Source organism: Adlercreutzia mucosicola DSM 19490 (genome assembly GCF_000422625.1).
Classification (GTDB): Bacteria; Actinomycetota; Coriobacteriia; order Coriobacteriales; family Eggerthellaceae; genus Adlercreutzia; species Adlercreutzia mucosicola.
This window is the reverse complement of record NZ_AUGK01000004.1, coordinates 105,156-125,199: the sequence shown is the minus strand read 5'-3', so window position 1 is coordinate 125,199 and position 20,044 is coordinate 105,156. Positions and strand designations below refer to the sequence as shown.

General features: G+C 67.0%; 20 protein-coding genes. All 20 read right to left on the bottom strand.

Annotated features, from left to right (window positions below; all coding sequences use genetic code 11):
• Nucleotides 1–86: 86 nt before the first annotated feature.
• Entirely contained in the window at nt 87–827 is a 741-nt protein-coding gene (gene pyrF / locus G503_RS0102100; RefSeq protein ID WP_028026280.1) for an orotidine-5'-phosphate decarboxylase, read from the bottom strand.
• The gene (locus G503_RS0102095; RefSeq protein ID WP_035021461.1) at nt 821–1,753 is read right to left on the bottom strand and encodes a dihydroorotate dehydrogenase; all 933 of its coding nucleotides are present in this window, start codon (nt 1,751–1,753) and stop codon (nt 821–823) included. Before G503_RS0102095 ends, pyrF begins: the two co-directional genes overlap by 7 nt.
• On the bottom strand, nt 1,753–2,547 hold the full coding sequence (locus G503_RS0102090; protein ID WP_028026278.1) for a dihydroorotate dehydrogenase electron transfer subunit: 795 nt from the start codon (nt 2,545–2,547) through the stop codon (nt 1,753–1,755). Before G503_RS0102090 ends, G503_RS0102095 begins: the two co-directional genes overlap by 1 nt.
• Nucleotides 2,548–3,010: 463 nt before the next feature.
• Nucleotides 3,011–3,892, bottom strand: a complete 882-nt coding sequence (locus G503_RS0102085) for an ABC transporter ATP-binding protein (RefSeq protein WP_235715469.1) — start codon at nt 3,890–3,892, stop codon at nt 3,011–3,013.
• A gap of 13 nt (nt 3,893–3,905) precedes the next feature.
• Complete coding sequence (locus G503_RS0102080; RefSeq protein WP_028026276.1) at nt 3,906–4,910, bottom strand: FecCD family ABC transporter permease; 1,005 nt, start codon at nt 4,908–4,910, stop codon at nt 3,906–3,908.
• Nucleotides 4,903–5,901: a FecCD family ABC transporter permease gene (locus G503_RS13205; protein ID WP_035021459.1), complete on the bottom strand. Its 999-nt coding sequence runs from the start codon at nt 5,899–5,901 to the stop codon at nt 4,903–4,905. The genes G503_RS0102080 and G503_RS13205 overlap by 8 nt, the downstream gene beginning before the upstream one ends.
• Before the next feature lie 12 nt (nt 5,902–5,913).
• Complete coding sequence (locus G503_RS0102070; RefSeq protein WP_051190832.1) at nt 5,914–6,909, bottom strand: ABC transporter substrate-binding protein; 996 nt, start codon at nt 6,907–6,909, stop codon at nt 5,914–5,916.
• Between the two features lie 304 nt (nt 6,910–7,213).
• Nucleotides 7,214–8,506 (bottom strand): dihydroorotase, encoded by a 1,293-nt coding sequence (locus G503_RS0102065; protein WP_028026274.1) that lies wholly within the window; start codon nt 8,504–8,506, stop codon nt 7,214–7,216.
• The gene (locus G503_RS0102060) at nt 8,490–9,434 is read right to left on the bottom strand and encodes an aspartate carbamoyltransferase catalytic subunit (RefSeq protein ID WP_016308899.1); all 945 of its coding nucleotides are present in this window, start codon (nt 9,432–9,434) and stop codon (nt 8,490–8,492) included. The genes G503_RS0102065 and G503_RS0102060 overlap by 17 nt, the downstream gene beginning before the upstream one ends.
• A 4-nt stretch (nt 9,435–9,438) precedes the next feature.
• Nucleotides 9,439–10,035 (bottom strand): bifunctional pyr operon transcriptional regulator/uracil phosphoribosyltransferase PyrR, encoded by a 597-nt coding sequence (pyrR, locus tag G503_RS0102055; protein WP_016308900.1) that lies wholly within the window; start codon nt 10,033–10,035, stop codon nt 9,439–9,441.
• Between the two features lie 308 nt (nt 10,036–10,343).
• Nucleotides 10,344–10,880 (bottom strand): rubrerythrin family protein, encoded by a 537-nt coding sequence (locus G503_RS0102050; protein ID WP_028026273.1) that lies wholly within the window; start codon nt 10,878–10,880, stop codon nt 10,344–10,346.
• Between the two features lie 227 nt (nt 10,881–11,107).
• The gene (cgr1, locus tag G503_RS0102045) at nt 11,108–11,827 is read right to left on the bottom strand and encodes a cytochrome c-type protein Cgr1 (protein WP_028026272.1); all 720 of its coding nucleotides are present in this window, start codon (nt 11,825–11,827) and stop codon (nt 11,108–11,110) included.
• Nucleotides 11,828–12,387: 560 nt separating this feature from the next.
• Nucleotides 12,388–14,061 (bottom strand): AMP-binding protein, encoded by a 1,674-nt coding sequence (locus G503_RS0102040; protein ID WP_028026271.1) that lies wholly within the window; start codon nt 14,059–14,061, stop codon nt 12,388–12,390.
• A 6-nt stretch (nt 14,062–14,067) separates the two neighbouring features.
• On the bottom strand, nt 14,068–14,619 hold the full coding sequence (locus G503_RS0102035) for a helix-turn-helix domain-containing protein (RefSeq protein ID WP_028026270.1): 552 nt from the start codon (nt 14,617–14,619) through the stop codon (nt 14,068–14,070).
• A 10-nt stretch (nt 14,620–14,629) separates the two neighbouring features.
• Nucleotides 14,630–15,166, bottom strand: a complete 537-nt coding sequence (locus G503_RS0102030) for a 2-oxoacid:acceptor oxidoreductase family protein (protein ID WP_028026269.1) — start codon at nt 15,164–15,166, stop codon at nt 14,630–14,632.
• On the bottom strand, nt 15,163–16,020 hold the full coding sequence (locus tag G503_RS0102025) for a thiamine pyrophosphate-dependent enzyme (protein WP_035021457.1): 858 nt from the start codon (nt 16,018–16,020) through the stop codon (nt 15,163–15,165). Before G503_RS0102025 ends, G503_RS0102030 begins: the two co-directional genes overlap by 4 nt.
• Before the next feature lies 1 nt (nt 16,021).
• Entirely contained in the window at nt 16,022–17,092 is a 1,071-nt protein-coding gene (locus tag G503_RS0102020; RefSeq protein ID WP_028026267.1) for a 3-methyl-2-oxobutanoate dehydrogenase subunit VorB, read from the bottom strand.
• Nucleotides 17,093–17,096: 4 nt separating this feature from the next.
• Nucleotides 17,097–17,303 carry a 4Fe-4S binding protein gene (locus G503_RS0102015; RefSeq protein WP_028026266.1) on the bottom strand — a complete coding sequence of 69 codons (207 nt, stop codon included), beginning with the start codon at nt 17,301–17,303 and terminating at the stop codon, nt 17,097–17,099.
• A gap of 68 nt (nt 17,304–17,371) precedes the next feature.
• On the bottom strand, nt 17,372–18,151 hold the full coding sequence (locus tag G503_RS13200) for a hypothetical protein (RefSeq protein ID WP_051190831.1): 780 nt from the start codon (nt 18,149–18,151) through the stop codon (nt 17,372–17,374).
• Nucleotides 18,152–18,153: 2 nt separating this feature from the next.
• Nucleotides 18,154–19,944, bottom strand: a complete 1,791-nt coding sequence (locus G503_RS0102005) for an AMP-binding protein (protein ID WP_028026265.1) — start codon at nt 19,942–19,944, stop codon at nt 18,154–18,156.
• Between the last annotated feature and the right edge of the window lie 100 nt (nt 19,945–20,044).

Here is a 20,044-nt window from a genome sequence, read left to right as displayed (position 1 = left end):
ATGCATTGATGACAAAACAACACGTAAATTACGGCGAATGAGGAATTGGGGTAAATTCCTGCAATTCCTCCACCTACGCAGGGCGTTTATATTGAAGCACACTCCAATTCCGCCGCAATGGCCTCGAAAGCAGCCACCGGATCGGCGGCCTCGGTGATCGGACGCCCCACCACGATGTGCGAGGCACCGTTGGCGAAGGCCTGGGCCGGGGTGGCCACGCGGCTCTGATCGCCCAGGGCAGCGCCGGCCGGGCGCACGCCGGGGGTGACGATGAACCCGTCGGGACCCAAGATCTCCCGCAGGACGCTTGCCTCCTGGGGCGAGGCCACCACGCCGGAGATGCCCGCCTGCTTGGCCTGGGCCGCCAGGGCCGCCACTTGCTCGGGCAAAGGCCGCGTGACGCCCGTGGCCGCCAGGGTGGCCGCATCCATGGAGGTGAGCACGGTGATGCCCAGGGTGGCGGGCACTTCCCCGCCCCACTCGGCCGCGCCGACCGCCGCCCCGCGCTGGGCCGCCTCCATCATGGGGATGCCGCCCACGGTGTGCATGGTGATCATGTCGGCCCCGCTTGCGGCCGCCGAGCGGGCCGCGCCCTCCACCTGGTGCGGGATGTCGTGGAACTTCAGATCGAGGAACACGTTGAAGCCGCGGCGCTTGAACATCTTCACGATGGCCGGCCCCTCGGCGTAGTACAGCGTCATGCCGATCTTCAGCCACTGCGCATGGCCCTGAAGCTTGTCGGCCAGCGCGATGGCCTCCCAGGCGTCGCAGTCGAGGGCCACGATGACGCGGTCGCGGGCGGGAATGGAATCGAAGGAGGTTAGCACTTGAGGGCTCCAATCAGCTCGTTGACGTCGGCGACGCCCTGTTCCTCGCAGTAGTCGATGACACCGTCGATGACATCCACGGTGGCGGTGGGGTTCACGAAGTTCGCGGTGCCCACGGCCACGGCGGTGGCGCCGGCGAGCATGAACTCCACGGCGTCCTCGCCGGTGGAGATGCCGCCCATGCCGAGCACCGGCACCTTCACGGCCTGAGCCACCTGCCACACCATGCGCAGGGCCACGGGCTTCACCGCCGGCCCCGAGAAGCCGCCCACCACCCGGGCCAGCTTCGGCGTGCGGGTGCGCGCATCGATGGCCATGCCCAAAAGCGTGTTGATGAGCGAAATGGCGTCGGCCCCGGCCGCCTCGGCGGCGCGGGCGATCTCGGCCACGTCGGTGACGTTAGGGGTGAGCTTCACGATGAGCGGGCGCTTCGTGGCGGCCCGGCACATCGATACGACCTTCTCCACGGAAGGCCCGTGGCAGCCCATGGTCATGCCGCCGGCATCCACGTTCGGACACGAGATGTTCACCTCGTAGGCGGCCACGGGCGCCTCTTCCAGGGCCTCGATGACGGCCACGTACTCGTCGAAGGAATGGCCGGACACGTTCACCATGGCCGTGGCGCCCCGCTCGGCGAGCCAGGGCAGCTCCACCTCCTTCAGGTGCGCGACCCCGGGGTTCTGAAGCCCGATGGAGTTCAGCATACCCGAAGCGGTCTCGGCGATGCGGGGGCTCGCGTTGCCCTCCCAGCCGTTCAGCGACACGCCCTTGGTGGTAACGGCGCCAAGGGCCGCCACGTCCACGAAGTCGTGGTACTCGCGTCCGGCGCCGAAGGTGCCCGAGGCGGTGGTGACCGGGTTTTTCATGGCCAGGCCGCCGAGGTTCACGGCCAGCTTGACCGATGTCTCTTTGGGGGAACGCTGCATTACCACACCACCTCGCTCGCGGGGAACACCGGGCCGTCCACGCAGGCGCGGCGCTTGCCGGCCACCGTGTCGACCACGCAGGACAGACACGCGCCCACGCCGCAGGCCATGCGGCGCTCGAGGGACACCTCGCAGAACACGCCCGCATCGGCGGCCATGGCGGCCACGATGCGCATGAGGGGCTCCGGCCCGCAGCAGGCCACGTAGTCGTAGGGAGCGCCCTCTGCGGCGGCTGCGGCAAGGGCCTCTTCCACGAGCGGCGTGCAGAAGCCCGCGCGCCCGAAGCTGCCGTCGTCAGTGGAGCAGGCCGGCTCGCAGCCGAGAACGGCGCCGTAGCGCTCGCGGGCCACGAGGGCATCGATGGTGGAGGCGCCGAGCACGGCCGTCACCTCCGCACCGGACGCCTTTAGCTCTTCCACAAGCGGGTACAGAGGCGCGCTTCCCACGCCGCCGGCCACGACGAGCGCCCGCTTGCAGCCCGCAGGGGGCTGCCAGCCGCGGCCGATGGCGCCGATGAGCTCCACCGCATCGCCGGGGACGAGTGCGGTCATGCGGTCGGTGCCGAAGCCGAGCACCTGGTACATCATGTCCACGGTGCCCGCCTGCGCATCGGCCACGTAGATGCCTAAAGGCCGGCGCAGGATATGGTCGTCCATGCCGGGCACGCGCACGTGCACGAACTGCCCCGGCCGCGCCGCCGCCGCGATCTCGGGCGCGGCCACGGTCATGAGCCAGATGTTGCACCCCGCTTCCTCGTTCACCAGAATGGGGGCGTTCTCGTTGCAAAGCGCCATAGGCTCTCCCGTCACATCGCGTCCGTCAAAACATTGGATGACATTCTAGCGCATAATGGCCGCTCCCTACCCCGCCGTCGTCTGGAGGCTGGCCCCGAATCGGCTCTCGTGTCGGCACAGGCGGCGATTTGGGGCCGGAAGCAACCCCGCAACACGCAGAATGGCCCCGAAGCGAAGGACGTGTCGCCACATCCGCCGATTCGGGGCCGGAAAGTCGGGAAGCGGGGCCGACGGCGCTACTTCCTCATCTTTACTGCCTTGGCCTTCGACCAGGCGGAGTAGTAGTACGTGCCGCCCGCCTTCTATGCATTTGCGCAAAAGCAACTGGCCTTGGAGCCAGATTCAGCGGCACTGGCGAGCCAAGCAGCGTCGGCCCGGCGGCCGTCGGGGAAGACGGCTCGTCGCTGCGGTTTTCCGCGAAAGCCCCGACCACCCGCTGCGGCGAACATCGCGGCCGCGGCCCCTAGGAGGCCAACTGGTAGCTCACGAGGCTGGGACGGCCGGTCCAGGGGTCGGGCTCGATGAGGGCGTCCAGGCCGAACACCTCGCGCAGCATGGCCGGGGTCATGACCTCCTCGGGCGTGCCGGCCCCGCGGATGGAGCCATCCTTGAGCGCGATCATCCAATCGGCGACGCGGGCGGCCAGGTTCAGCTCGTGGATCACCAGCGCGATGGTCTTGCCCTGCTCCTCGTTCAGCGAGCGCAACAGTTCCAGCACTTCCAGCTGATGGGCCATGTCCAGGTAGGTCGTGGGCTCGTCCAGCAGGATGAGGTCGGTGTCCTGGGCAAGGGCCATGGCGATCCAGGCCCGCTGGCGCTGGCCGCCGGACAGGGCGTCCAGGGCGCGGCCGCTGAAGTCGTCCAGGTGCGTGATGGCCAGGGCCCAGGCGATGATCTCGCGGTCGCGGGCCGAAAGGCGCCCGAAGCCCCTCTGGTGCGGATAGCGGCCGAGCGCCACCAGCTCTCCCACGGTCAGGCCGCCCGGGGCCTCGGGAGCCTGGGGCAGCAGCGCCATCTTGCGGGCCACCTCGGCCGTGGGCATCTCGGCGATGGCCCGGCCGTCCAGATACACCGCGCCGGCCGCCAGGGGCATGGTGCGGGAGAGGGCCTTCAAAAGCGTTGATTTCCCACAGCCGTTCGGGCCGATGATGGCGGTGACCTCGCCGGCGGGCACGGCCACGTCCATGGGCTCGATGATGAGGCGGTCCCCGTAGCCCACGGCCACCCCCTCGCCCCGCAGGGCTGCATCGGCGAACCGCTCGCAGGTGCGGTCGCAGGTCTCGCAGAAGGCAGTTTTCTCGTTGTCCGGTGCCATCGACGGCGATGGCGTCGCAGTCGGCTCCACAGCGCTCCCCTCTCTAGGATCTGGCTAGCAAGTACAGAAAATACGGGGCGCCGATGACCGCCGCCACGATGCCCACCGGAATCTCGTTGGGCGCGAGCAGCGTGCGCGAGACGATGTCGGCGATAAGCATGAGGGTGGCCCCCACGAGCACGCTGGCCGGCACGAGCACGCGGAAGGAGGGTCCCACCAGGCGCCGGGCCACATGGGGGCAGACAAGCCCCACGAAGGTGAGGCCGCCGCCCACCGCGCAGCAGAGCCCCGAGGCCCCCACGGCCACGGCCGTGAGCGCCGCCGTGGCCCGGGGCACGTTCGCTCCCAGCCCCGTAGCGGCCGCCGCGCCGAGCCCCAGCACGTCCAGGGTGCGGGCCTGATAGAGGGCCAATGCCGTCAGCACCCCGAGCCCCGCAGCCAGAATGGGGATGTTCTCCCAGGTGGCTCCCCAGATGTTGCCGGCGATCCAATTCTGCACGAAGGCGTAGTCCCCATCGGGCAGCGACAGCATGAGCAGCGAGGTGGCACTGGAGAGCCCCGTGGCTAGGGCCACGCCGATCAGCAGCAGCCGCCGCGGGCTGGAGGCGCCGCGCACCACCGACAGCCGCCAGCCGGCGAAGGCCACGGCCGCCGAGCCGGCGAAGGCGAGCAGGGGCAGGGCCACCGTACTCGGAACGAGGCCCGCGGGCACGAACACGATGAAGGCGGCCACGAGCAGCCCGGCCCCGGCGTTGATGCCGAGCACGCCTGGGTCGGCCATGTCGTTGCGCGACACCCCCTGCAGAAGGCAGCCGGCCAAAGAGAGTCCCGCGCCCACGAGCAGGGCCGTGAGCACTCGGGGCAGGCGCAGCTCCACCAGGGTGTAGGTCAGGCTCGCCGGGGCCGTGCCCCGAGCGATCTGCCCCAATTCGTTCAGGGAGATGCTGCGATAGCCGGCGTTGATGTCGGCCCAGAGCGCGAGTGCGGCCGCCAGGGCCAGAAGGGCGATCATCGCCGCGCCGCGATGGCGCCTCAGCGTCTCAGTCAAGGCCCGTCGCCTCCCTTCGGGCGCACCAGATGAAGAAGGGCACGCCCACGATGGCGAAGATGATGCCGATGGGCACCTCGCTCGGGGCGATGAGGGTGCGGGCCGCCGCGTCGGCCAAGAGCATGAAGGTCGACCCCGCCACAAGGGAGGCGGGGATGACGGCCCGGTAGTCGGCCCCCACGAAGCGTCGCACGATGTGGGGCACCATAAGACCCACGAAGGCCACGGGGCCCGCCAGGGCCACGGCGGCCCCGGCCAGCACGAGAACGACCGCCAGGCACAGCGCCCGGGACTTCCCCACGGCCACGCCGAGACCGGCCGCCGCCTCGTCGCCGAGGGACAGCACGCTCACCCGCCGGGTCAACGCGCAGGCCGCGGCCAGGGCCCCCACGATGAAGGGAGCCGTCATGGCAAGGGTGTCGGCGCGGATGCCGGCCACCCCGCCGGCCGTCCAGAAGGTGAGCGCGTAGCCGATGTTGAAGAAGATGGCCACGCCCTGGGCCAGCGCCGTGAGGAAGAGCCCCACAGCGCAGCCGGCCAGCACCAAGAGCACCGGGTCCATATTGCGCCGCCGGAAGCTCACGGCCCCGAACACCACGGCCAAGGCGAGGGCGGCGCCGGCAAAGGAGCAGGCCACCACCCCCGCGAAGCTCATGCCCGGAAGCAGCGCCAGGCACAGCGCCAAAGCGAAGGCGGCGCCGGCGTTGATGCCGAGCAGGCCCGAATCGGCCAGCGGGTTGCGCGTGACCCCCTGCATGATGGCGCCGGCCACGGCGAAGGCGGCACCCACGAGGATACACCCCAAGGTGCGGGGCCCGCGCAGCTCGAGCACGGCCACGTGCTCCTGGTTCGCCATGTCCGGCGCCACGAGCGCGCCGATCACCTGGTCGGGCGCGATGGGGGTGCTGCCGACGAACAGCGACAGTCCGGCCGCCAGGGCCACGGCCGCGATGCCGACGAGCAGGAACACCGATGTTCTCAGGCGCGACAAGGGACCGCTCCCCTAGGCCGCCGCATCCGCATGGGCGCGGAAGAAGTCCGTGAACGCCTGCAGCTGGTTGGTCAGCGTGATGGGATCGCGGTGCATGAAGGCCACCTGCTCGTAGGGCATCACGAGGCCGTTCTTGACAGCCGGCAGGTTCTTCCACAGCTGGGAATCGTCCACATAGGCCGCATCGGCCCCGTCCAGCACGCCATAGCAGATGAAGTCGCCGGCGTAGTCGGGCAGCGCCTCCACCGCGATCACCTTATAGGCCTCGTCCCCGTCTACCATGGGGTCCTGGATGGCCTCAGGCGCCTTCAGCCCCCACATATCGTAGAGGATGGAACCGCCGCGGGCGAAGTGGCTGCCCATGGTGTAGATCTCCTGGGGCCATACCTCCAGGATGGACACGGTGCGGTCTCCCACGATGCCCACGATCTCGTCCTTCACCGTGGCCACCTTGTCGTTGAACTCGCTGATGTAGGCCTCGGCCGCCTCGGCCTTGTTCACGAGCCCCGCGATGTAGCGGAACAGATCCTCGTCGGAGCGGGTGCCGTCGGCGATGTAGACCGTCGGCGCGATCTTGGCGTACTTGTCGTAGTCGGCCTCGGTGATGGTAACGATGAGGTCGGGCTGCTTCTCGGCGATCATCTCCAGGGAGGTCTCGGCCGACGTGGTGTTCAGCGCCTCGATGCCGTCGCACAGCCCCGCCAGGAAGGGGTTGTTCAGCGCATAGGGGCTCGCGATGACCGGCTTTGCGTCCACGGCCAGAAACTCGCCGAGATAGTAGTCGGTCACAATGGTCTGGGGGTTCGCGGGAATCTCCACCGGCCCCTTGTCGGTATCCACGGTGCGCATGCCCGAGCCGGAAGCGGCGGCGCCTGCGTCACTGACCGTGCCGGTGTCACCGGAGCCAGAGGCAGTGCCGGTCACACTCGAGGCGCAGCCCCCGAGCACGGGAGTCAGCGCGGCAATGCCGAGGAAGGCGGCGAAAGTGCGGCGGGAAAGAGGGGCCATGGTCAGTTCCTTTCTCTTTGTTGACGAGATTAGTTAGCTTTAGCAAACTTACGGCGGGAGATGTTAGCATAGGTTTACTTGCTCCGCTCAACTCCGGAGAAAACCTCCACAAGCGCCGGTGCACCCCATTGTAGGAGAGCCTTCCCGCACCGAAACGACCCGATCACCCACACGTTTTCTCCCTGAGGCCCTTTCGTATAGAAAGAGAGAAACCGTCCGCCCCGCAGCCCTTGCCGCCTGCCCCATAGAAAAGACCCCCTTCGCTGAAGGGGGTCTCGCACGAGCACTGGTATCGAAGCCGGGGCTACTCGACGATGGCGCCGTCCTCCATGGTGGCCCAGCCGCCCACGTACACATCGGTGGCGCGGCCCACAAGCTCGGCGCCGATAAAGCCGGAGTTGTTGGCCTTGGAGCAGAAGTCCTCCACCTCCACGGTCCAGACGGCCTCCGGATCGATGACCGTGAGGTCGGCGGTGCTGCCGGCCTCAATCTTCACCGGCTCCTGGCGCAGGATGGCGCGCGGGGCCACGGCCATGGCCTCGACCATGCGGCCGTAGTCGATGACGCCGGCGCGCACGAGGTGCGTGAGCACGAGGCCGAGGGAGGTCTCCAGGCCGGTCATGCCGAAGGGCGCCAGCTCGAACTCGCGGTCCTTCTCCCAATCGGTGTGGGGGGCGTGATCGGTCACGATGGCGTCGATCACGCCGTTCTTCAGCCCTTCCACCAGGGCGGCGGCGTCCTCGGCGGTGCGCAGGGGCGGGTTCACCTTCAGCGAGGTCTGGTACTCGGCGGTGATGGCGTCCTCGGTGAGGAACATATGGTGCGGGGTCACCTCGCAGGTCACGGGCAGCCCCTCGGCCTTGGCGGCGGCCACCAGATCGAGCCCGCGCTTGGTGGTGATGTGCTGGATGTGCAGGGGGCACCCGGTCAGGCGGCAGAGCGCAATGTCGCGGGCGATTTCCAGCTCCTCGCCCTCGGCCGGCCAGCCCACCATGCCCAGGCGCGTGGAAGCCACGCCCTCGTTCACCTGGCCGTCGGCCACGAGCGAGTCGTCCTGGCAGTGCACCATGATGGCGGTGTCGAACTGGCGGGCGTAGTCCATGACGCGGCGCATCATGCCGGCGTCCTGGATGCCGTGGCCGTCGTCGGTGAACACCGGGGCGCCGTGGGCGTACATGTCGCCCATGTCGGCGAGCACCTCGCCCTTGAGATTCTTCGAGCAGGCGCCCGACGGGATGACGCGGCACTTCCCCACCGCGGCGGCGCGGGCCTTCACGTACTCCACGGCCACGGCGTCATCGACGACCGGGTCGGTGTTGGGCATGGTGCACACGGCGGTAAAGCCGCCATGGGCCGCGGCGCGGGAACCGGAGGCGATGTCCTCTTTCTGCTCCTGGCCCGGATCGCGGAAGTGCACGTGCATGTCCACGAGGCCCGGGGTGACGATCTTGCCGGAGAGGTCGCGCTCGATGCCCTTCTCCATGGTGAGATTGTGGCCCACCTCCACGATCTTGCCGTCGCGGATGAGGATGTCGGCCACCTCGTCCAGGCCGATCTGCGGGTCGATCAGACGGGCGTTTTTAAGCATCAATGCCATCGTTGCTACCTCCTAGGAGCAGGTACAGGGCGGCCATGCGCACGAGGACGCCGGCGTAGACTTGGTCGAGGATGATGGAGCGCTTGGGGTGGTCGGCCATGAAGCTGTCCAGCTCCACGCCGCGGTTGATGGGGCCCGGGTGGCACACGCAGGCATCGGGCTTCAACAGCTTGTCGCGCTGCTCGGTGAGGCCGTAGAGCAGGTTGTACTCGCGCAGGTTCGGGTAGGGCGCGCCCTCGAAGCGCTCGCGCTGGATGCGCAGCATGTACACCACGTCAAGCTCCGGCAGGGCCTCGTCGAGGTTGCTCGTCACATGGTCGGCGCCCAGGATGTCGGGGCGAGCGGGCAAAAGCGTCGGCGGGGCCACCACCGTCACCTCGCAGCCCATGATCTTCAGCGCCGGGATGAGCGAGCCGCACACGCGGGAGTGGGCGATGTCGCCGACCACGCCGACGTGCAGGCCGGCGAGGTCGCCCTTCTCCTCCCAGATGGAGTACAGATCGAGCAGGGCCTGGGTGGGATGCTGATGCTTGCCGTCGCCGGCGTCGATGACCGACACGCCGGACACATCCGCGATCTTGCGGGGCACGCCGGCCCAGCGGTCGCGCACCACGATGCAGTCGATCTTGTAGGAGCACAGCGTCTTCACGGTGTCCACGAGGCTCTCGCCCTTCACCGTAGCCGTGGAAGACCCGCCGAAGTTCAGGGAGTCGGCACTCAGGCGCTTCTCGGCGATCTCGAAGGAGGAGCGGGTGCGGGTGGACGGCTCGTTGAACATGTTCACCACGGTGAAGCCCTTGAGCGTCGGTACCTTCTTGATGCGGCGCTCGTTGACCTGCTTGAAGTTCTTGGCCGTCTCCAGGATGGTCATGATATCGTCGGCGGAATACTCCGTGATGTCGATGAGATGCTTGTGGTTGAAGGCCATGGCCCTACTCACCCCCGTTGTTCTTGATCGGCGCGGAACCGGCGCGCTTGCCCGGCTCGATTTCCAGGATCTCCACGGCGGAGATGCCGTCCACTTCCTCGAGGAACAGACGCACGTTCTCGTCGGAGGCGGAGGGCACGTTCTTGCCCACGAAATCGGCGCGGATGGGCAGCTCGCGATGGCCGCGGTCCACGAGCACCGCCAGCTGCACGGCGGCCGGGCGGCCGATGTCCATGAGGGCATCCAGCGCCGCGCGGATGGTGCGACCGGTGTAGAGCACGTCGTCTACGAGCACGACGGTCTTGCCGTCGATATCGAAGGAGATGTCGGTGGAATGGACCTCCGGGGCGAAATGGGTCGCGAAGTCGTCGCGGTAGAAGCTGATGTCCAGCTTGCCGAGGGGCACGTCCACCCCCTCGATCTCCTGAATCTTGTGGGCGAGCATCTTGGCGAGAAGATCGCCGCGGGTCACGATGCCCACGAGCGCCAGGTTCTCAGCCCCCTTGTTGGCCTCGAGGATCTGGTGCGCGATGCGCGTCACCGACCGCTCGATCTCGTCTGCATCCATGCAGACGGACTTGACCAAGCTTGCGTCGTTCATACACACTCCCTTCTCAGGTTCAGTGCGTACAGACGAAACCCGAAAGCGCGTCCGAGTTTTCCGCGCTTCCGCTGCCGCCGGCGGGCAATAAAAAAGCCCGTCGGACGACGAGGCTCACTGAGTGCGCTTATGTTCGCGACGCTTGCCAGTCGCGCCCCCGCGCACGGGGTGTACCTTGTCGGCCTCTCTGTACCGCATTTAAAGGACGGTTGCACCATACACCCCGAAACGCTGACGCGCAAGCATTGGTTTAGATTTTTTCGGAAAAGGCAGAAAACGGGGCGCCTCGCGCGCCCCGCATCACCTTCCTAATAGTTCTCGGCCTTGATCTCGAAGTGACCGCGGGGGTGGGCGCACACGGGGCACTTCTCCGGAGGCTCGGTGCCGATCTCGATGTGGCCGCACACGGTGCACACCCACACCTTCACTTCCTTGCGGCGGAACACCTCGTCATTGTTGATGCGCTCGATGAGCAGATCGAAGCGGTCCTCGTGGCTCTTCTCGATGGCGGCCAGGCCCTCGAAGAAGTCCGACAGATCGGCGAAGCCCTCCTCCCGGGCCACGCGCGCGTAATCGGTGTAGATCTTCACCTCGGCGTCCTCGTCGGACCGCGCGTCCTTCAGGTTCTGCAGCGTATGGGGCACGACACCGTCGTGCATCTTCTTGAAGTGCAACTTGGCGTGGTGCAGCTCGTTGGCCGCCGTCTCGTTGAAGATGTCGGAGATCTGGGTGTAGCCGTCTTTGGCCGCCTGCTGGGCGTAGAAGGTGTACTCGGCATAGGCCACGGCCTCCTGGCTCAGAGCCGATTCCAGATTCTTCCAGGTTTGGGATTTCTCGAGTTCCATAGGTGCGCTCCTTGCTCGGTCCGATGGGGGTCGCGGCGACGACATCGACAGCATCGCCGCCGCGCCGTGCTGTCGCCTTCCATAGTGAACCGCGACGCTCATCGAACGGCGGGGCGTTGTCCATCGGACAACCAACCGTAACGTCGCCCTTACGGTTCTGCAAACAAAAAAAAGGGGGCCGCCCGAAGGACGGCCCCGCATCTGCGCAAGAGCAGCTGGTTGATTGGCTATTCGCCGGCCTCCACAGCCTTGACGAGCTTCTTGCTCTCGGCGCCGGTGATCCAGCCATCGGGCACCTCGGCGTCGTTGTGGCAGTTGGAGCAGTACATCACCGACGCGCGGTGAGCCTTATGGCACTCGCCGCAAGCGACCTCGCCGTGCTGAGCCACGTGCGGGTTGCGCTTCATGTCAGAGGTGGCCTGGATCAGATCATCGCGAGTCATGTTGTGGCAGGACTCGTTCAGGCAGAACTGGTCCGGCTCAAGACCGCGGGCCGCGACGAGGTCCTCGAGGGTCTTCTCGGTGGGCACCGTGAGGCCGGCCTGGGTATGGTAGACCTCGTAGTTGCCCGTCACCCAGTTCATACCCTCCTGGATCTGCTCGCCCAGGGTGGGCACATGGCAGCCGAGGCAGGTGGTGTTGTCGCCCTCGGCACGGTGCAGCGCGGCCATCATGGCACGGCTGTTGGTCACCTCGTTGCCCCACTTGTCGATACCGGCCTGATCGACCTCGGCCTCATAGGTGGGGAGATAGGCGTCCATGGGAGTATGGCAGATCGCGTTGCAGAAGCTCGGCTGCTCGTGCCACACGAAAAAGCCAGCGCCGGCCACCACGAGCACGGCCACGACCACGCCGACGACCACGGGCCACTTCTTGCGCTTCTTCTGGGGCGCGGCGGTCTCCTCGACCACCACGTCCTCTGCGACGCTCTTCTCTTCTTCGGACATGCTTTACATCCTTTCATCTGGGGATCTTCGAGGCATCAGGCCTCCTTCTTATCGAAGCGAGCAGATCTGCCCTCCCCAGCTGACCCAACCACGAGAGACCATGGCGACGCCATATGATGACGCACTGGCCCCTTGCGGTTTCGCTTCGCAACGATGATACCCGAAATTAACGCTCGCGTACATGGTTCAGGGCAACGGATTTTCGACTATTTGCAAGAAAGCCGCCCTCGCGGGGCGGCCCTCTCCATTGACTCCGTATATCGAACCGCTCGCCTTGGCAAGGGCTCCCCGAACCAGCGGCCCCTTTCCCTGTCGCGCAACCGCGACACCCCTCATCGGGGACGCCGTTACGCTGGGGCGAGCCGCGTCTCATTCGCCAATGCCCTGCGCGTCCGTCGCCTCCACCCCTCCCCTGGTGAAGGCCCGAGAGCGCACCCTCGCGGAGCGCAGGGCACTCTTATTTTACCACCGCGGGGACCCGTTGCCACGATGCGATGCGCGATAAGGGCGGGCGGCGCGGGAAACGAGGGGCTGCGGCGGACGGAGCGGTCGCTCCGGGGCTACTCCTTGATGCCGTCGGTCTGGCGGATCAGCTTGCGCTTGATCTTGCCGCCGATGGTCTTGGGCAGCTCGTCGGTGTACTCGATGATGCGCGGGTACTTGTAGGGCGCGGTGGTCTTCTTCACGTGCTCCTGTAGCTCGCGGGTCAGTGCGTCGGTGCCCTCGTAGCCCCGGGCCAGCACCACCGTGGCCTTCACCACCTTGCCGCGGATAGGATCCGGTGCCGCCGTGACGGCGCACTCCACCACGGCCGGGTGCTCCACCAGCGCGCTCTCCACCTCGAAGGGGCCGATGCGGTAGCCGGAGCACTTGATGACGTCGTCGTCGCGGCCCACGAAGAAGCAGTAACCGTCCGAGTCGCGCCAAGCCAGGTCGTGCAGGTTGTAGTAGGCGCCGCCCACGGCCTCGGCCGTGCGCTCGGGCTCGCCGTAGTAGCCGACGAACAGGCCCGGCGGATAGGCCTCTTTCAGGCCCGTGACGCAGATGGCGCCCTCCTCGCCGTCCTCCACCTCGCGGCCGTCATCGTCCAAAAGCCGCACATTCAGCAAGGGCGAGGGCTTGCCCATGGAGCCGGGGCGCGGCTCGATCCACGGGAAGGTGGCCAGAAGCACGGGGCCCTCGGACTGGCCGAAGCCCTCGCGGATCTTCTTGCCCGTGAGCTTCTCCCACTGGATGGTCACTTCCGCGTTCAAAGGCTCGCCGGCCGTGGCGAAGTTGTGCACACTGGACAAATCGTAGGCCGCCACGTCCTCCTGCAGCATGAAACGGTACATGGTGGGCGGCGCGCAGAAGGTGGCCAGGCGGTAGTCCTGGATCTTCTGCAACAGCTTCTCGGGCACGAACTTGTCCATGTCGTAGGCGAAGATGGACGCGCCGCAGATCCACTGGCCGTAGATCTTGCCCCAGCCGAACTTGGCCCAGCCCGAATCGGTCACGGTCATGTGCAGCTCGTTCTCGCGTACCTGCTGCCAGTACTTCGCCGTGATGATGTGGCCCAGCGGATGGGCGAAGTTGTGCTCGACGGCCTTGGGATTGCCCGTGGTGCCGCTCGTGAAGTACATGAGCATGATGTCCTTCGAGGTGACCGCAGCATCGCCCGTGGGCCGCTCGAAGGTGTCGGGGAACCCGGCGATGAGATCGTCGAAGTCGACCCAGCCCTCGCGGCTGCCGTCCACGATGAACTTCTCGATGACGCTCGGACAGTCGGGCATGGCCTGTTCCACCTGGGTGCACACGTAGTCGTCGTTCACGGCCACAATGGCCTTCACATCAGCGCTGTTCACGCGGTAGACCACATCCTTGCGCGTCAGCTGCAGCGACGCGGGGATGATGGTGGCACCCAGCTTGCACAGGGCCACGGCACAGATCCAGTACTCCCAGCGGCGGCGCAGGATGCACAGCACCACATCTCCCTTGCCGATACCCAGCTCCGCAAAGGCGTTGGCGGCCTGGTTCGACAGGCGCTTGATGTCGGCGAAGGTGAAGGTACGCTCCTCGCCGGCGTCGTTGGTCCACAGAAGGGCCCGCTTGTCGGGCTCGACGGCGGCCCACTCGTCCACCACATCGAAGCCGAAGTTGAAGGCCTCGGGCACCTCGATGCGGAAGTTCTCAGCGAAGTCCTCGTAGGAGTCGAAGTCGATTCTCGGGCAGTATTTCTTCAGAACGTGATCCATGGTTTCCTACTCCGCGATGATGGTGATGAATTTACAGGGCGCCTCGCCGTTGCAGCGCTGCCCGTGGGGATAGGCCGGGTTGAAGTAGATGCTGTCGCCGGCGTCCAACTGGATGTCGCGATCGCCGAAGGTGAGTATGAGCGAGCCTTCCAGCACGTAGTTGAACTCCTGGCCGTCGTGGCACACCAACTCGGCGGGCGCATCGCACGGATCCAAGATGACCAGCAGCGGCTGCATGATCTTACGGGCGTAGCGGCTGGCCATGTCCTCGTAGTGGTAGCCGGGGAAGCGCTCCACCTTCTCGGTCTCGCCGCGACGCACCAAGTGGTAGGTGTCGAGCTTGGGCGCCGTGCCCGTGAGGATCTCGGTGAGATCCACGGAGAACTTCCGTGCCATATGGTAGATAGCGGAAATGGGAATGTCCTCGCCGGTTTCCTCCCACCCCCGATAGGTGTCGATGTCCACACCGAGCTCCTCGGCCATGGTGTGGCGGGACACATCGCAGGCCTCGCGCAGACCCTGCACGCGCGCGCCTAGATCCTTCAGATTCTCGTCCACAGCAAACCTCCTACGCGTTGATGCCGAGCTCGATGGCTTGGCGGTTCTGGGCGAGCTTCTCGGGCTTGCTGGCGGGCACCACGCTGGCGATGGCCGCGTCGAGCGACTCGCGGGTGCAGAAGCCCGTGGTGGCCCACAGCTTGCCGATGAGCACGATGTTGCCGAGGCCCTTCAGCCCCGCTTCCTCGCACATCTTCGTGGCGGGGATGCCGATGACCTCGATGCCGGGACGCTCCTCCACGTTCGGCACCATGGCGGTGTCCACCACCACGACGCCCCCTTCCACCACGGTGTCGAGGAACTTGTCGAAGGAGGGCTGGTTCAGCGCGATGAGCGCATTGGGATCCAGCACGAGCGGGCTGCCGATGGGCTCATCGGACAAGGTCACCGAGCAGTTCGCGGTACCGCCGCGCATCTCAGGACCGTAGGAGGGCATCCACGACACCTCGCGGTCCTCCATGAGGCCGGCGGTGGCGATGACCTTGCCGGCGAACAGCGATCCCTGGCCGCCGAAGCCGGCCACGACGCATTTCAGATCCTGGCTCATTTCGCCTCACCTTCCTCGGCCTTCTCGGGGTGCGCGATGGGGCACGCGGCGTTGCGGGCGCTTGCGGCCTCGGCGGCGTTGGCAAAGCCGTCGGCCACCACGTCGCGCACGACGCCGAGCGGGTAGTAGGGCAACATGTTCTCGCGCATCCACGCGAAGGCGGCCTGCGGCGTCATGCCCCAGTTCGTGGGACAGGTGGACACCACTTCGATGAACGAGTAACCCACGCCGTCGATCTGGTTCTGGAAGGCCTTCTTGATGGCCTTCTTCGCCTTGCGCACGTTCTTGGGCGAATCCACCGTCACGCGCTCGATATAGGCCGGGCCGTCCAGCGCGTTCAGAAGCTCGCTCACGCGGATAGGGTTGCCCGCCGTGGCCACATCGCGGCCGTAGGGGCTCGTCTGGGTCACCTGGTTCGGCAGCGACGTGGGGGCCATCTGGCCGCCGGTCATGCCGTAGATAGCGTTATTAATGAAGATGACGGTGATGTTCTCGCCGCGCGTGGCCGCGTGGATGGTCTCGGCCATGCCGATGGAGGCCAAATCCCCGTCGCCCTGGTAGGAGAAGACCACCTTGTCGGGATGCACGCGCTTCACCGCCGTGGCCACCGCCGGCGCGCGACCGTGGGCGGCCTCGATCATGTCGCAACCGAAGAAGTCGTAGGAGATAACGGCGCAGCCCACCGGCGCCACACCGATGGTCTCGCCCTCGATGCCCAGCTCGTCCATGGTCTCGCAGATCAGGCGCTCCACGATGCCGTGGGGGCAGCCCGGGCAGAAGTTCGTGACCACGGGCAGCAGCGAATGGGGGCGCTCATAGACGACCTTCATGTCCTTGCTCTCGGTCTCGGCCATGCTACTCACCTACTTTCTCGTTCAGCGCGACGATGGCGGCCAGCACTTCGTCGGGGGTCGGAATCACACCGCCGGCGCGGCCGTAGAACTCCACGGGCACGCGGCCCTCCACCACCAGGCGCACGTCCTCCACCATCTGGCCCATGGACATCTCCACGACCAGGAAGGCCTTGGCGCCATCCACCTGGGCGCCCACGGCGCGCTCGGGGAAGGGCCACAGGGTGATGGGGCGCACGAGCCCCGCCTTGATGCCCGCATCGCGGGCGGCGTTCACCGCCGAGCGGGCGATACGGGCCGAGGCGCCGTAGGCCACGAGCACGATGTCGGCGTCCTCGGTGCGGTAGCACTCGGCCTCCTGCTCGTTCTCCTTGATCACGGCGTAGCGCTCGTAGCGCTCGCGGTTGAGAGCGTCGAGGTCCTCGGCGGTCAGGTACAGCGAGTTCACCACGTTGTGGGGGCGCGCCATGCCGTGGCCGCAGGTGGCCCAGGGCTTCTCGGGCAAATCGCCCGCGGCCTTGGGCTCCGGCAGCACCACCGGCTCCATCATCTGACCGAGCAGGCCGTCGGCCATGATCATCACGGGCACGCGGTACTTGTCGGCGGTATCGAAGGCCGCAAATGCGTAGTCGGCCATCTCCTGCACCGTGGAGGGCGCGTACACCACGATCTGGAAGTCGCCGTGGCCGGTGGCCTTGGTGGCCTGCCAGTAATCGGCCTGGGAGGGCTGGATGGACCCGAGGCCCGGGCCCCCGCGCTGCACGTTGATGATGACGCCCGGCAGATCGGCGCCGGCCATGTACGAGATGCCCTCGCTCTTCAGCGAGATGCCCGGCGACGAGGACGAGGTCATGACGCGGGCGCCGGCCGCGGCGGCGCCGTAGACCATGTTGATGGCCGCCACCTCGGACTCGGCCTGCAGGTAGGTGCCCCCCACTTTCGGCATGTTCTTCGCCATGTAGGCGGCCACCTCGGTCTGGGGCGTGATGGGGTATCCGAAGAAGAAGCGGCAACCGGCGCGCATGGCCGCCTCGGCCATGGCCTCGTTGCCCTTCATCAGTACTTTCTGAGCCATGGAGCTACCTTTCTACCGTGATGGCCACGTCGGGGCACATGAGCGCGCAGGTCGCGCAGCCCGTGCACTTCTCTTGATCGGTGCAGTGGGCCGGGTGGTACCCCTTGGCCGTGATGACGTCCGGATCGAGCTCCAGGATGGAAACCGGGCAGACGTCCACGCACAGGCCGCAGCCCTTGCAGAAGAAATCGTCAACGGTGATTCGTGCCATACATACCTCTCTCGCGCTCGTATCTCCTCGGGCGCACCGCGCGGGCGGCCCCTTCTCTCGCTTGGCGTCTATGCGTCGGCCGGCGCCCAGGGCACCGACACAAGCACCCGTACAGGATAGCTTTTCGGGATGGTGGCCAGCGCGGCCGCCTCGGCGTTTTCCCGCCGAATGGCCGACATTGGCACCGTAATGCAACGGAGGGGCAGCCCGGCCTGCGCCGCTGTCATCTGGGCAAAGGGAACAGATTCGATGATGTGTCCCAGACGGGTCTCGCCCTGCAGGTGCGAGTTGCCCGCCACGGCCGTGACGGCCAGGCGGCTCTTCGCCTCGATCTCGCGCAGCACCGCCACGGCCTCGGCCGGCTCCTGGGTCAGGTTGCGGAAGGCGTTGGCCACGTAGATGACCTCGTGGGGCCCCGCCTGGATGGCGCCGGCGAAGCGCGCCAGGGCCGTGGCGCCCACGTCGTCGCCGCCCGCGTCGATGATGACGAGGGGACGCCCGACGGCCCCTGAGGCGACCGGCGCGGGGGCCGCCGCCTCCGCATAGGCCGCCTGGATAGCGGGCACCACCGCCCCGGTGAGCGAGGGCACGTCCAAGCTCGTGCCCGCCCCGGCGAACACGGGGGCGACGAGGCGCACGCCGGCGGCGTCCAGGACTGCGGCGTACTCGCTCGAGCGGAAGTACGGGTTCACCACGTCCATGTCGGCCAAGGTGACCGCCCGCCCGGCCGCAGCGGCATCCAGAGCCAAGTTCAGGGCGAAGTTGGTCTTCCCCACCCCGTAATGACCCACCACCACGACCACGGGCGCGAGGCTTGACACCTCGAAGGGCGCGGTCTCCCGCTCCATGGCTAGATCAGCCCCTCGGGGGTCTTCTCCGACGCGCGGTGGGTCTGGTCGGCCTCGCGGATGGCGGCGCGGCGGATCTTCCCGTTCACGGTGCGGGGCAGATCGTCCACGTACTCGATGATGCGCGGGTACTTGTAGGGGGCCGTCTGGCGCTTCACCCACTTCTGCAGCTCCTGGGTCAGGGCGTCGGAGCCCTTCCATCCGTCGGCCAGCACCACGGTGGCCTTCACCGCGAAGCCGCGCACCGGGTCGGGCACGCCGGTGACGGCGCACTCGCGCACGGCCTCGTGCTCCAGAAGCACGCTCTCGATCTCGAAGGGGCCGATGCGGTACCCGCTCGACTTGATGACGTCGTCGTTGCGGCCCACGTACCAGTAGTTGCCCTCCTCGTCGCGCCAGGCGGTATCGCCGGTGTGGTACCAGGTGCCGTCCATGGCCTCGGCGGTCTTTTCGGGGTTGCGGTAGTACTCCATCATGATGCCCGCCGGATGCGGATCCACATGGATGCAGATCTCGCCGGTCTCGCCGGTGTCGCACTCGGTGCCGTCGCCGCGCAGGATGGCCATCTGGTACAGGGGCACGGGCTTGCCCATGGAGCCGGGCCGCGGCGTGGAGTTCGTCAGGTTCGCCACGGTGAGCGGCGTCTCGGTCTGGCCGAAGCCCTCGTAGATGGTCAGCCCCGTGTGCTCGCGCCAGAAGTCGAACAGATCGGGGTTCAGCGCCTCGCCGGCCGTGGTGGAGTACTCCAGGCTGGACAGGTCGAAAGCGTCCATGTCCACTTCAGTCATGAGCCGGTACATGGTGGGCGGGCAGCACAGGGTGGTCACCCCGAAGCGGCCGATGAGCCCCAGGATGTCGGCGGCATCGAAGCGGTCGAAGTCGTAGGTGAGCACGGCGGCCTCCATGAGCCACTGGCCGAAGAACTTGCCCCATACGGCCTTACCCCAGCCGGTGTCGGCGATGGTGAAGTGCAGGCCCTCGGGGTTCACGTTGTGCCAGTGCTTGGCCGTGATGAGGTGGGCCACGGCGTAGCCGGAATTATGCAGCACCATCTTGGGGTTGCCCGTGGTGCCGCTGGAGAAGTACATGAGCATGGGATCGGCCGCGGCCGTCTCGCGCCGGGCGAAGTCGGCGCTGGCGGCGCGCACCTCGCTGTTGAAGTCGCGCCAGCCTTCGCGGGCCGCAGATGCCGCGCAGATGCCCTCAGGGCCCGAGAGGGCCGGGCCGGCGGGCTCGTTTTCGGGCAGCGCCCAGCTTCCGTCGGCGTTCTGGGGCGTCAGCCCCGCGCCGGCCGGGTTCACCAGAATGAGCGATTCCACGCTGGGGCACTCGGCGACCACGGCGTCCACCACATCGGCGATGTCGCCGGCGCTCGTGCACACCACGGCCTTGATGTCGGCCCCGTTCAAACGATAGATGAGATCGTGCTCCTTCAGCATGAAGGTGGCGGGCACCGCCACGGCCCCCAGCTTTTCCAGAGCCAGCATGGTGAACCAGAACTGGTAATGGCGCCGCAGGATGACCATGACGAAGTCACCCCGCCCGATGCCGCATTCCGCGAAGAAGTTGGCCGTCTTGTCGGACCAGTGCTTCATATCGGCGAAGGTGAAGACGTGATCCTCCCCTTCCGGGTTGCACCACACCATGGCGGTGCGGTCGGGGTCGTGCTCGGCGATGTCGTCCACTACATCGTAGGCGAAGTTGAAGTCGGCGGGCACGTCCACGTCGAACTGGGTGAGCAGGCCGTTCTCGTCATAGGCCTCGGTGACGTAGCGTTCGTTGATATTGCGCATGATAGTTCCTCAGGTGAAGTCGGGTGCGAAAAGATCAGGGGCGACTCCGCAGCGAGGGCCTTTGCGACCCACTGCGGAGGCGCAGCGCCCGAAGGCGCGT

What these genes read in the sequence shown, in the direction of transcription:
- G503_RS0102005 (WP_028026265.1), bottom strand. Translation starts at nt 19,944, where the DNA reads ATGCGCAATATCAACGAACGCTACGTCACCGAGGCCTATGACGAGAAC.
- G503_RS0102060 (WP_016308899.1), bottom strand. Translation starts at nt 9,434, where the DNA reads ATGGCCTTCAACCACAAGCATCTCATCGACATCACGGAGTATTCCGCC.
- G503_RS0102050 (WP_028026273.1), bottom strand. Translation starts at nt 10,880, where the DNA reads ATGGAACTCGAGAAATCCCAAACCTGGAAGAATCTGGAATCGGCTCTG.
- G503_RS0102015 (WP_028026266.1), bottom strand. Translation starts at nt 17,303, where the DNA reads ATGGCACGAATCACCGTTGACGATTTCTTCTGCAAGGGCTGCGGCCTG.
- pyrR (WP_016308900.1), bottom strand. Translation starts at nt 10,035, where the DNA reads ATGAACGACGCAAGCTTGGTCAAGTCCGTCTGCATGGATGCAGACGAG.
- cgr1 (WP_028026272.1), bottom strand. Translation starts at nt 11,827, where the DNA reads ATGTCCGAAGAAGAGAAGAGCGTCGCAGAGGACGTGGTGGTCGAGGAG.
- G503_RS0102030 (WP_028026269.1), bottom strand. Translation starts at nt 15,166, where the DNA reads ATGAGCCAGGATCTGAAATGCGTCGTGGCCGGCTTCGGCGGCCAGGGA.
- G503_RS0102065 (WP_028026274.1), bottom strand. Translation starts at nt 8,506, where the DNA reads ATGGCATTGATGCTTAAAAACGCCCGTCTGATCGACCCGCAGATCGGC.
- G503_RS0102025 (WP_035021457.1), bottom strand. Translation starts at nt 16,020, where the DNA reads ATGGCCGAGACCGAGAGCAAGGACATGAAGGTCGTCTATGAGCGCCCC.
- G503_RS0102020 (WP_028026267.1), bottom strand. Translation starts at nt 17,092, where the DNA reads ATGGCTCAGAAAGTACTGATGAAGGGCAACGAGGCCATGGCCGAGGCG.
- G503_RS0102070 (WP_051190832.1), bottom strand. Translation starts at nt 6,909, where the DNA reads ATGGCCCCTCTTTCCCGCCGCACTTTCGCCGCCTTCCTCGGCATTGCC.
- G503_RS0102090 (WP_028026278.1), bottom strand. Translation starts at nt 2,547, where the DNA reads ATGGCGCTTTGCAACGAGAACGCCCCCATTCTGGTGAACGAGGAAGCG.
- G503_RS0102040 (WP_028026271.1), bottom strand. Translation starts at nt 14,061, where the DNA reads ATGGATCACGTTCTGAAGAAATACTGCCCGAGAATCGACTTCGACTCC.
- G503_RS0102095 (WP_035021461.1), bottom strand. Translation starts at nt 1,753, where the DNA reads ATGCAGCGTTCCCCCAAAGAGACATCGGTCAAGCTGGCCGTGAACCTC.
- G503_RS13200 (WP_051190831.1), bottom strand. Translation starts at nt 18,151, where the DNA reads ATGGAGCGGGAGACCGCGCCCTTCGAGGTGTCAAGCCTCGCGCCCGTG.